This is a genomic window from Sunxiuqinia sp. A32 (assembly GCF_052690465.1).
In genome coordinates, this window is the sequence record NZ_JBQYLI010000014.1 from 1 (window position 1) to 12,973 (window position 12,973).

General features: G+C 39.6%; 8 protein-coding genes. 4 read left to right on the forward strand and 4 right to left on the reverse strand.

Going from position 1 to position 12,973, the window contains the following annotated elements; genetic code table 11:
- Nucleotides 1-298 precede the first annotated feature (298 nt).
- Nucleotides 299-934 (reverse strand): hypothetical protein, encoded by a 636-nt coding sequence (locus ACUNWD_RS14265; RefSeq protein WP_445588500.1) that lies wholly within the window; start codon nt 932-934, stop codon nt 299-301.
- Nucleotides 935-1,109: 175 nt separating this feature from the next.
- On the opposite strand from ACUNWD_RS14265, the gene ACUNWD_RS14270 reads away from it, so the two are divergent.
- From ACUNWD_RS14270 to pbpC, 3 genes are read left to right on the forward strand one after another with little or no spacing between them, the layout of a single operon-like run.
- Nucleotides 1,110-6,671, forward strand: coding sequence for an alpha-2-macroglobulin family protein (locus ACUNWD_RS14270; RefSeq protein ID WP_445588501.1), 5,562 nt, complete (start codon nt 1,110-1,112; stop codon nt 6,669-6,671).
- Between the two features lie 44 nt (nt 6,672-6,715).
- Entirely contained in the window at nt 6,716-7,093 is a 378-nt protein-coding gene (locus ACUNWD_RS14275; RefSeq protein WP_445588502.1) for a GxxExxY protein, read from the forward strand.
- Nucleotides 7,094-7,109: 16 nt separating this feature from the next.
- Nucleotides 7,110-9,530 carry a penicillin-binding protein 1C gene (pbpC, locus tag ACUNWD_RS14280; RefSeq protein WP_445588503.1) on the forward strand — a complete coding sequence of 807 codons (2,421 nt, stop codon included), beginning with the start codon at nt 7,110-7,112 and terminating at the stop codon, nt 9,528-9,530.
- Nucleotides 9,531-9,537: 7 nt separating this feature from the next.
- Here pbpC and ACUNWD_RS14285 read toward each other — a convergent pair whose 3' ends face one another.
- On the reverse strand, nt 9,538-10,659 hold the full coding sequence (locus ACUNWD_RS14285) for an alginate lyase family protein (protein ID WP_445588504.1): 1,122 nt from the start codon (nt 10,657-10,659) through the stop codon (nt 9,538-9,540).
- A gap of 339 nt (nt 10,660-10,998) precedes the next feature.
- On the opposite strand from ACUNWD_RS14285, the gene ACUNWD_RS14290 reads away from it, so the two are divergent.
- Complete coding sequence (locus tag ACUNWD_RS14290) at nt 10,999-11,664, forward strand: inorganic pyrophosphatase (RefSeq protein WP_445588505.1); 666 nt, start codon at nt 10,999-11,001, stop codon at nt 11,662-11,664.
- Here ACUNWD_RS14290 and ACUNWD_RS14295 read toward each other — a convergent pair whose 3' ends face one another.
- On the reverse strand, nt 11,665-12,165 hold the full coding sequence (locus ACUNWD_RS14295) for a dihydrofolate reductase (protein WP_445588506.1): 501 nt from the start codon (nt 12,163-12,165) through the stop codon (nt 11,665-11,667). It lies immediately after the preceding gene.
- Between the two features lie 10 nt (nt 12,166-12,175).
- Nucleotides 12,176-12,970 (reverse strand): thymidylate synthase, encoded by a 795-nt coding sequence (locus ACUNWD_RS14300; protein ID WP_445588507.1) that lies wholly within the window; start codon nt 12,968-12,970, stop codon nt 12,176-12,178.
- Nucleotides 12,971-12,973 lie beyond the last annotated feature (3 nt).

Below are 12,973 nucleotides of genomic sequence, written 5' to 3' on the forward strand. Positions count from 1 at the left end.
GTTTGAAGCTTTCTTCATAGATCTTAAATACTGGCATAAATTTACTTTTTGTGTAAACCTATTTTAGGACAAGACATATTAGTCCTGAAGGGGCGGGATAATTGTAGCCCTGGGCAGCGCCCAGGGATTTAGAGAATAGTTGTGATTGAGGCGCAATCACGAAATTAATTTATAAATAAACCATCCATGCGCCGCATGTCAAAAAGCCTGCTTACTTGAAGTAATTATTTAAACAAACCGCTAACGATAGTTTTATTGGGAGTGAAAAAGATAGATTGTAATCTAGAATCTATTGGATTCAATAAATCTCATACCCCTGCATCAAAACAGATAACTGCTTGGGCTTGTAGTAAATTTTTCGTTTGTATTTTTTGTATTTCGCAGAAACGTGTGGATCATTTAGAACATATTTTGAGAACTCGTGCACCTGATAGCCTAATCCGTGAGCAACGGTTATTTCGTCTACTTTACGCTCCAGTTTTTTACGAAAAGGATGGAACAAATAACCAACTCCTGTAAGCAAAATACCCACAGCTGATTTATTTTCATAATCGACTACATGCCCCAATTCGTGCCCGATAATTCCCACCTGTGCATTAAAAGGCACCTCGCTCAACAGCAATCCTTTTGATGCTTTCACCTTGGTATCAATAAAAATTTGATATCGGCGATTTTCCTTTTTCCGAAATAGAAAATCTAATTTAGGGAGAGAGGCCATGGTAGTCTTCAAATCTTTTCGCACAAATTCAATCTTCTTGCCACTTAATTCCGGGTAGTAATTCATGGCAATTTGCGCCTGCTGCTGATAACTTGCATCCAGCGCTCTCCCATTTACTTGGGGTGCATTTTTATAAAATTCCTTAACAGGGTCGGGAAGGTTAGCCCAGGAATTTAACACCAACAAACTCAATCCAACTATCAATAAATTCCTCATGGGGCATGAAACTACTAAAAACCATTTTCTATTCCAAAAAATAACCATTGTAACAGACTTGAACTGAGCGAAAAATCGAGCATTTTCATATAAAATTTATACAGCAAGGCAACCAGCATTCATTTTTTTCATCCTATCTTTATAGAAGTTTCTTATGTAAATTAATGTAATAATCATGCAACTTTCCTTTCGCCTCTTCATCATCTTTTTTGCAGGTATTTTCATCCTAAATTCCTGTGGCAAATCAGAGAAAAAACAAGTAAAAACGGTGGACAGTGGATTCACCCAGTTTGTGACTAGCTACACCAGTGGTGTCGTTTCCTGCAAGGCCCCCATCGTAATTCAGTTTGCGCAGGAACCAAAGGAACTGCAACAACCGGGTGTAGATGTACCCGAGCAATTAATTAGCCTTTCACCACAAATTGAGGGGAAAGTGCAATGGATGGACAATCAAACACTAGCTTTCATTCCTTCGAAAAAACTAAAATCAGGAACGACTTACCAGGTAAATGTTGCGATTGGAAAGATTTTAGATGTTCCCGAAAAATACCAAACGATGGAATTCCCCATCCAGACGATTAAGCAATCATTCAAGGTTAACAACCTCGCGATAAAAGCTTATGATAGCGAAAATATGAAAGTTCAGTTTTTGTCGGGCGTTGTATACACAGCTGATTGTGCGGATGATTCGGAGGTTGAACCGATAATCGAAATTGATAAACAAGGAGAAAAATTGGCCGTTAACTGGCAACATGATGCAGGAGGAAAAAAGCACACATTTCAGGTAGATAGCCTAAAGAGAACCGCCGATTCCCAGCAATTAACCATTAAATGGAATGGAAAGTCAATTAATGATGAAACTGTTGGAGAAGAAAAAATAGAACTTCCTGCCCTGGATGTGTTTAAAGTGGCCGATGTAAGCGTGGTTCAACAGCCTGAGCAATTTCTTCTAATTCGTTTTACGGATCCATTGCTGAGCTCTCAAGATATGAAAGGCTTAGTAACGATTGATAAAATCAACGACTTAAAATATCTGGTTGAAAATAATGAGTTGAAAGTATACTTACCGTCCCGCTTAGCAGGCGAACACGAGGTTTTCATTTCTTCTGGAATTCGAAATGCCCTAAATTTTCAGTTGAAAGAAGCAAGGAATCTGCAAATCAGGTTTGAAGATTTAAAACCTGCAGTTCGCCTGATTGGGAAAGGAAGCATCGTTCCTTCCTCAAATGAACTTATTTTCCCATTTGAAGTGGTAAACCTGAAAGCTGTTGATTTGCGGATCATTAAGATTTTCACCAACAACATTCACCAATTTTTCCAGCAGAATAATTATCAGCGGAGCAACGACATTAAGCAAGTAGGACGATTAATTCTTCAAAAGAAGATTGATCTAAATGTGTCATCTTTTGCGGAACTCAAAAACTGGAATAGCTATACCGTTGACATTGCCAGTATTGTTGACATTGAACCGGGTGCTATTTACCGGGTGCAACTGCGTTTCAACAAAAATTATTCGCTATACGGTCAGGAACAAATGCCCGAACCCGAAACAACTTCGCCAGCCGATCAGCTGGAAGAGGAAAAAATTTTTCAAAACGAGCTGAGGAATTGGGACACTCCTGGTTGGTATTCTGACTATTATTATCCGGATGGTTACCAGTGGAGAGAACGCGACAACCCAAATCACACTTCTTATTATCAGTCTGACCGATTTGCAGCCAAAAACCTTTTTGCAACCGACCTGGCAATTATTGCCAAAGGAGGAACTAACCTTGCCATGAACTTTGTGGTTACCAATTTAAAAACCACCGAACCAGAATCGGGAGTTAACCTAAAATTTTACAATTTCCAGAAACAACTCATGGAAAGCCTCGCCACCGGATCAAACGGAATGGCCAAGATCGACCTAAACTACAAACCCTTTTTGCTGATTGCTGAAAAAAATGGTCAAAAAGCCTATTTAAGATTGGATGATGGTTCTTCCTTATCGTTAAGTAATTTCGATGTTTCGGGCGATGTCGTTCAAAAAGGAATTAAAGGATACATTTATGGAGAACGGGGAGTTTGGAGACCTGGAGATCAAATTTACCTAACTTTCATCTTAGAAGACAAACAGGATAACCTCCCAGATGACCATCCGGTTATATTTGAGTTGATCGATCCAAAGGGACAGATAGTCACCCGACAAGTGAAAACTGCTGGTGAAAATGGGTTTTACTGCTTCACAACAAAAACCGACTCGGAAGCTCCTACCGGAAATTGGAGTGCTCGCATTAAAATTGGAGGACAAACTTTCAGTAAACGGGTGAAAGTAGAAACCGTAAAGCCCAACCGACTAAAAATTGACCTGAAATTTGAAAGCGATCAACTTTCAATTTGGCAAGGATATGCAGAAGGAATGCTTAAATCAAGCTGGCTTACCGGGGCAACTGCAAAAAATCTCAAGGCACAAATCTCCGTTAGCTTCTCAAAACTTAAAACATCGTTTAACGGCTATTTCAACTATCATTTTGATGATCCTGCCAAAGAATTCTTTGTTGAAGAAACAGAAGTATTTAATGGAAAGATTAATGAAAAAGGCGAAGCCCCAATTAATTTTAAACTTCCGAAAATCACCTCAGCACCCGGAATGTTGAATGCCCATTTTTCAACCCGCGTTTATGAGGAGACTGGTGATTTCAGCATTGATATGCAAACCGTTCCCTATGCTCCATACTCTTCATTTGTAGGCGTAAAACTTCCTGCATCTGAATCAAACTGGTACAAAACAAATACCAACTACCCTTTGGATATTGTCACCATCGATGCCAAAGGAAATCCCATTGACCGCAAGGATTTGGAACTCACCATTTATAAAGTTGACTGGCGCTGGTGGTGGGATGCAGGTGATGATAATCTGGCTCACTACGTTAACAATAGTTACCGCAAACCAGTGATGAGAAAGCTCATCAACACAGTAAACGGGAAAGCACAATTTCCTGTAGAAATCAACTATCGCAATTGGGAAGATAATGGTCGATACCTGATTCATTTAAAAGATCCTGAAAGTGGACACAGTACCGGCATAACTGCCTACTTCAGCAAATGGGGATATTGGGCTGCAGAAAACTCAGCCGGAGGTGCAACTATTCTATCAATTAAGACTGATAAAGACACCTACCAGGTAGGAGAAAAAGCAACAGTTACTATTCCTTCTGCAAAAGAGGGAAAAGCCTTGGTTAGCCTTGAAAACGGAAGTGATGTAATTGATTTATTCTGGGTTGAAACAAAGGAAAAGAATTCGCAATTCAGCTTTGAAGTAAAACCCAATATGGCACCTAATATATATGTGCACATATCGTTGATTCAACCTCATGCACAAACGGTGAATGATGCTCCAATTCGGTTATATGGAGTAGTTCCGGTGATGGTGGAAGACCCTGCAACCCATTTGGAACCAGAACTGAACGTTCCTCAGGAACTTCGTCCGGAAGAAGAATACGAGGTGAAAGTATCCGAAAAGAATGGCAAAAAAATGACGTATACACTGGCAGTTGTAGATGAAGGATTACTTGATCTAACCCGATTTAAAACACCAAATCCCTGGCCTTCTTTCTATGCAAGAGAAGCTTTGGGAGTAAAAACATGGGATTTTTACGATGACGTCATCGGAGCCTATGGAGCTCGTTTGGAAAGAGCGTTTGCTGTTGGTGGGGATGAAAACCTGGCTGCTGCCAAGCGTAAAAAAGTGAATAGGTTTAAACCTGTCGTTTCTTTTATTGGCCCATTTACCTTGGAAAAAGGAAAAACCGACCAACATAATTTGAAAATGCCAAACTATGTGGGAGCAGTTCGTGTGATGGTTGTTGCCGGGAACAATGGTGCCTATGGCAAAACGGATCAATCAGTTAAAGTCGTAAAACCGCTCATGCTTTTGGCAACTTTGCCGCGTGTATTAGGTCCGGGAGAAGAAGTAAAATTACCCGTGAACGTGTTTGCGATGAAACCGGAAGTGAAAGAAGTGGAAATCACCATTCAGCCAAATGATTTATTGACTCCAGTTAGCGAGAAGACAAAACATGTTCAATTCAAAGAAATCGGCGATCAAATTGCTGGATTCAATCTCAAAGTAGCGGAGAAAACGGGTGTTGCAAAAGTTACAATTACAGCAAAAAGTGGCAGTCACAAGGCAACTTATGAAATAGAAGTTGAAGTAAGGCCGTCCAATCCAAAAGTGGTCAACGTTGAAGAAACAATCATTCAAGCTGGAGAAAAGTGGAATAAAACCGTTCAGGCACCCGGCATGGCAGGAACCAATACTTCAATGCTTGAATTATCAAACTTACCACCGCTTGACTTAAGCCGTCGTTTGGATTATCTCATTCGATATCCACATGGGTGCATCGAGCAAACCACTTCAGGAGCATTTCCACAGTTAATGCTGGATCGTCTTACGAACTTATCTCCCGAACAAAAAAAGGATATAGAAGACAACATTCGAATTGCCATAAATAAGATCAACCGCTTCCAAACATCCAATGGAGGATTCTCTTATTGGCCAGGAGCAGCCTATACCTCATCATGGGGAACCAACTATGCTGGCCATTTCATATTGAAAGCAGAGAAAGCCGGTTACACGTTGCCATTTGGATTAAAAGATAAATGGCTTACTTATCAGAAAAATGCTGCCCGGAATTGGCAAAATTCTGACAAAGCATATGAACGTGCTGCATTGATTCAGGCTTACCGATTGTATACGCTCGCACTAGCTCGGTCTCCTGATTTTGGTGCAATGAACAGGCTTCGGGAAGAAAAAAACATTGACCAGTTAGCTCGATGGAGATTGGCTGCTGCCTATGCGGTTGCCGGACAACCGGAAGTGGCCGATAAAATTATCAGCAGTCTCAGCAAAGAAATCAAGCCGTTCAGGGAACTTTCCTACACCTTTGGTTCGGATTTACGAGATAAGGCAATGATTTTGGAAACACTTATTCATCTGAATAAACAGAAAGAAGCCTTTCCTTTGGTAACTGATTTGGCAAATGAATTATCTTCAGATAATTGGATGAGTACTCAAACTGCAGCCTATTCATTATTGGCAATTGCTCAGTTTGCCGGAGAGAATAACCTGGAGAAAACAACAATTGAAGCCATTGTAAGGATCAATAATGAAAGTAGTAAAACAGTTTCGGATCAAAAGGCGGTTTGGCAAACTCCAATCAACTTGAAATCAAACCAATCTGCATCGGTTGAGATTGAGAATAAAACCGGGAAAATCATGTATGCACGAATTACCAGTGAAGGTATTCCAATGACGGGAGACACCACTTCATCGGAAAGTAATTTGAGGATGAACTTGCGATACACTGATATGCAAGGTCAATTGATAGATCCGACTTTAATCAAACAAGGAACGGACTTTGTTGCTGAGTTGAGTATTAACAATCCGGGGCAAAAAGGGGTCTACAAAGAAATGGCATTGACCAGCATTTTCCCATCCGGATGGGAAATCATCAATACCCGACTGAATGACGTAGAAAGTTCACTGAAGAGCGATGCTTTCGACTATCAAGACATTCGTGATGATCGTGTTTACACTTATTTTGATTTGAAGCCACTTGAGAAAAAAACATTCCGAATTTTGCTGAATGCTTCATACGAAGGGAAATTTTATTTACCATCAGTCAATTGTGAAGCTATGTACGATAATCGAATCAATGCACGCAAACCAGGTAAATGGGTGAAAGTAGTGAAATAGTTTTTCACGCAAAGTCGCAAAGCCGCAAAGAATAAAATGGAATAATGACTGAAAATGAAATTTCAAAAATTGTTGTAGATGCTGCTTTTAGAATTCATCAGCAACTAGGGCCTGGCTTATTCGAATCAGTTTACGAAGAAATATTGAATCTTGAACTAGCTGATAAAGGCATGAAAGTTGAAAAGCAGAAACCCATTCCGGTTGTATGGAAAGGCCAAAAACTAGATCATGGTTTTCGTGCCGATTTGATCATTAACAACAAGGTGATTGTTGAGATAAAATCAATTGAAACTTTGGCTCCGGTTCATTATAAGCAACTTCTAACATATCTTCGGCTATCGGATTGTAAGTTAGGTTTGCTCGTCAATTTTAATGAGGCGTTAATCAAAAATGGGATACATCGGGTTGTCAATAATCTGTAAATAAAAGCTTAAAGGGATGGGCAGCAAAAATCAGATAAAAGAAGATGAAATCTACTTTGCGTCTTTGCGTCTTTGCGTGAGATTACTTTCAAAAAGACCATGGTTATGTTCCTTTGTCCTTTTTTTTGTAATCGTTCTTTTTCTTTGGTGGTTTAGCTTGCCAAAACAATTATTCTCTGACCCTACATCGACTGTCATTGAAAGTAGTGATGGCAGCCTACTTGGTGCTCATATCGCCAATGATGGTCAATGGCGGTTTCCCGAGATTGATGAGGTTCCGGAGAAATATAAAACCTGTGTGCTTGCATTTGAAGATAACTACTTCTTCAAGCATCCCGGAGTCAATCCTATTTCTTTAGGCAGAGCGGCGATTCAAAATATTCGAAGTGGAAAAATTGTGAGTGGTGGGAGTACTATAACGATGCAATTGATTCGGCTTTCGCGCAAAGGGAAGGCTCGAAATATTCAACAAAAACTGATTGAGATATTACTGGCAATACGAGCAGAGGTTTGCTATTCGAAAAATGACATTCTAAAAAAGTATGTTTCACATGCCCCATTTGGTGGCAATGTCGTAGGATTGGATGCAGCAGCTTGGCGATACTATGGAAAAAATCCAAAAAACCTTTCGTGGGCTGAGTCAGCAACACTGGCAGTTTTACCCAATGCCCCGTCACTCATCTACCCGGGAAAGCAAAATGATCTCTTGTTGCAAAAGCGAAATCGGTTACTCGATCGACTTGCCGAACAGGGAAAAATTGATTCAACAACTTGCCACCTTGCCAAACTCGAACCACTCCCTAAAAAAGTTTTTGCCATTCCGCAAATGGCTCCGCATCTACTCAACAGAGTGCTAATTGAACATCCGGGCAAACGGTTGAAATCGACTATCGACGAACAACTTCAACAACACACCAATGAGTTGATAAACCAACATTTAATACCATTAAGAGCGAATCAAATTCACAATGCGGCCGCTCTTGTTCTTAATATTGAAAAAGGGGAAGTACTGGCTTACGTCGGGAATTCCCCAAATCCTGGGATTGGGCAACATGGCGAACAGGTTGACATTATTTCTTCACCAAGAAGTTCAGGAAGTATTCTAAAACCATTTTTATATGCGGCGATGCAGGATAATGGTGAAATTCTCCCAAACACCTTGATACCAGACATCCCAACCCAGATTGGAGGTTTCAGCCCGCAAAACTTTAACCTCCAATTTGAAGGAGCTGTACCTGCATCCAAGGCGCTTTCCAAATCGCTTAATATACCAGCAGTCAGGATGCTCCGTGAGTTTGGGGTTGATCGGTTTTACTCCCTTTTGAAAAAACTAAATTTCTCAACACTAAGCCAGCCATCAAATCATTACGGATTATCGCTAATACTGGGAGGTTCAGAAGTAAACTTATGGGATTTAGCCGGTGCCTATTCTTCAATGGCCAGAATATTGATCAACTATGAAGAAAACGACGGACTTACTTTTTCAGATGATTTCAGATCTCCCTCTTATGAGAAAAAGCAACATTCCGTTGAAGAATTTGTGAACCCTCCAATTTCTGCAGCGGCAGCCTGGCTAACCTTTGACGCATTGTTAAAGGTAAATCGGCCAGATGAAGAAACCGGATGGGAATCTTTTTCCTCTTCTAAAAAAGTTGCCTGGAAAACAGGAACCAGTTTTGGATTTCGAGATGGGTGGGCAGTCGGACTGGATCGGAACTATTTGGTAGCTGTTTGGTGTGGAAATGCAGATGGTGAAGGCCGCCCCGGCTTAACAGGAACTTCAACCGCCGCTCCTATTTTGTTTGACATTTTCAATCTTCTTCCAGCTACTGGATGGTTTACTCAACCAATTGATGAAATGGAACAGGTCCCAATTTGTTTAGAAAGCGGATACCGACCCAATCAATACTGCACAAAAACAGATAGTCTGTGGGTAATAAAAAAAGGCCTGAAAACTGAAAACTGCCCCTATCATCATTTGGTCCATTTAGACCCTACAGGCAATTACCAGGTAACTTCAAAGTGTATATCAGTAGATCAAATGCAACATCAATCGTGGTTCACTTTGCCTCCGGTTATGGAGTGGTACTACAAACGAAAGAATCCTTTTTACCACGCCTTGCCTCCATATATGAATGGCTGTTCAGAAACTGACCATGGAGAAATCATGGAACTTATTTATCCTAGAGAAAATGACCAGATTTTTGTCCCTATTCAACTGGATGGCACCACAGGGCAAGTCGTTCTTGAAGCAGCCCATAATTCTTCGAATGCCACTATCTTTTGGCATCTTGATGAACGCTATTTGGGGCAAACATCAGGAAATCACCAGCTGGCAATCTTTCCGAAAATTGGAGATCATGTAATAACACTTGTTGATAGCGAAGGAAATCAATTGGTGAAAACCATTCATTGCCTATCTGCCCGAAAAAATTGAGTTAATTTTAGTTACTCATTTCCTTTGCCTTTGCAACAACACATTCCCATGTTGAAAATGGTTGGTTTTCACCCGTTGAAAGCTTTGCAATGACATCTTTGTATCGTTCATCGAAAAACTGAGCATAAACAAAGAACTCCAATCCTGATTTTGGATCCCATACTGAACCTGGGTTATAATTTTCATCACCATGCTCCCATCGGACACGATCCAATTCGACTTTTGAATTTTGCCATTGGCTATAAACCTCTTCCCCATTTGCATATGGCAGTACAAATTCTACAGATTTCTTCACGGATCCACCCGCTTTATTTTGATAGGAAAACATATCGTAATTAGATGGCATAATCAGCAATAAACTTAGCAAAGGCGCCAAACCCTCACAATGATAACTAAGAGCATCTCGCATTTGAAGATCATAACTTGCTCCATCTTCAAATAGGTTCGATTCAATATATTCTTTAACCCCGTTAACGGTATATTCCAACAAATCCAAATCATTAAACATGCTTGCAGCCAATCCAACAATTTTCAGTCTTTTGCTCTTCCAACTCCCCATCTCAGCAGGATTTTTCTTGCCAAGCTCAATCTCTTTTCTGGCAATCGACCGAATCCAACTTTCTGTTAAATTTTTCTCTTCCTTAGTAAATTGATCATCAATTAACAGATAACTTGAAAATATTGGCGTCAATAGGTTTTCGTTCACAGGATTCCCATCCGGTTTATAAGTCTCCACCCATGCTAAAATGTACGCCTTTGCTTTCAATCCATACTTCGCATCTTTTGTAACAGCATATGCATAAGCAAGGGTCTGTAGAATATTCATATCCTCCAAATTTTGATTCGATTCCATTTTCATCGGATCATCCTGCAACAATCCTTCATAATTTATCTCAGCTGCAGCACTTGGCGATCTCTTCAGGCTCTTACTGGCTAACTTTTTCAGCGGCTTAAACAGTTTCTTCGCATCTTTCTGTTCAGTAACAACCTTTTGAAGGTTCACACAATCTGAGTCATTTAGCAGGATAACCGGTTGAATTACTATATCGGTTGCTTCAGATGAAATACGGGAAATTAGGAGAAATAAAACGATCAGGAGTGAATTAATCAAAAATGATGGCTTTCTCATAGATATATTTATTTAGTGAGATCTCTTTTACCGGATACAAGTAATCAGCCGAACAACAATAAAGACAGCGCAAACATAATTTTACCTTATCCAGTTACTAAAAGTACGAAATGTTATATATTAACTCTAAATAATTTGAACTTGAAATTCTAAAAAAATCAAAACAAAGAAATGTTCCTGCAGAATTCTCATCGTGTAAAACAAAAAATATAAAAATGCCTGTCTTATTATCATTTTTATTGATGAGGTACAATTTTAACTTTGCATAAAATAAACGAAATTCAAAAACATTTTAGGCTCGTACTGGTTAATCTTTATTAGCATTAAACAAAAAAAACTATGGTTGACAGACTATCAGATCCCATTGGACGATTAATGGGACTACGCTACAAATCTCACCCCTGGCACGGGGTTTTCATCGGCCCTGAGGCTCCCAAGAAATTAACCGCTTTTATTGAAGTTGTTCCAACAGACACCGTGAAATACGAAATTGATAAGGACAGTGGATATTTGCGATTAGACAGACCTCAAAAATACTCAAACGTTGTTCCTGCATTGTATGGTTTTATTCCTCAAACATTCTGTGGGGATAAAGTCGGTGAATACTGTATGGAAAAAACCGGGAAAAAAGACATCAAAGGCGATGGCGACCCAATTGATATTTGTGTATTGACAGAAAAAGATATCACTCACGGTGATATTTTAGTTGACGCAAGACCAATTGGTGGATTTCGGATGATTGATGGAAATGAAGCCGATGATAAAATTATTGCCGTTTTGAGCAATGATGTTGTTTATGAAGGCTACAAAGATGTTTCAGATCTCCCTCCAGTTGTTGTTGAAAGATTAAAACACTATTTCTTGACATACAAGGATATGCCTGGAAAAGACAATGACACTGAGATCACCCACATATATGGTGCAGAGGAAGCACAAGATGTTTTGAAAAGATCGATTCTCGACTATCAAAAACGGTTTGATAATTTAGGGAAATTACTATACTAGCTAGTTTCCCTTTCTTCTTAAGTTGAGGTATGAATAATTGAATCCATTTTTTTCATCAAAATGCTCTTCCCTCGATTCAGTTTCCCATTGCTCGTAGTTAACTTCCGGGAAAAAAGTATCTGCTTCAAAATCCTGATGGACAAGGGTCAGATATAATTTCCCTGCAATTGGATAAAATTGACGGTAAATCATTCCACCTCCAATAATGAAAGCTTCCTTTTCATCTTTAACTTTCTCAATGGCTTCTTCAATTGAAAAAACCGTTTCACAACCGTCAAAATGATCGTCGGGATTATCCGTAATAACAATATGTCTGCGGTTGGGCAATGGCCATTTAGGCAAAGACAACAAGGTATTTCTGCCCATGATGATCGTATGACCAGTAGTTACTTTTTTAAAATACTTGAGATCATTGGGCAAATGAAACAATAAATCGTTGTTTTTACCAATGGCAAAATTTTGTGCAATCGCTACAATGATGGAAATATTATTGTGAATCATTTTCTACAATTTAAATAGACACTTTCCCGGGAATGTGAGGATGTGCTTCATAATTTACTAATTGAAAATCATCATACTTGAAATCAAAGATAGATTTCACTTCCGGGTTGATTTTCATTTGTGGAAGTTTTTTAGGCTCGCGAGTTAATTGCAATTTCACTTGTTCCATATGGTTCAGGTAAATATGAACATCACCCCCCGTCCAAACAAAATCACCGGGTTTTAGTCCGGTAACCTGCGCCATCATCATCGTCAATAATGCATATGACGCAACATTGAACGGAACACCTAAAAACACATCGCAACTGCGCTGATAAAGCTGGCAACTCAACTTTCCATCTGCCACATAAAACTGAAACAGCAAATGGCACGGTGGCAAATTCATCTTATCAAGTTCTCCAACATTCCAGGCACTAACTAAAAGTCGGCGCGAATTTGGATTGTTTTTGATTGAATTAACGACTTCTGAAATTTGATCAATATGTTTCCCATCAGGAGTTGGCCACGAACGCCATTGGTAACCATAAATATGCCCCAGATTGCCATCATCATCGGCCCATTCATTCCAGATGCGCACCCCGTTGTCTGTCAAATATTTAATATTGGTATCACCTGCCAGAAACCATAACAATTCATGAATAATAGATTTTAAATGAAGCTTTTTAGTGGTCAACACAGGAAAACCTTCTTCCAGATTAAAACGCATCTGATGTCCGAAAACACTAATGGTTCCAGTGCCAGTCCGATCCTTCTTCTCCGCGCCATTTTCAAGCACATTATCCAATAAATCAAGGTATTGCTTCATGAT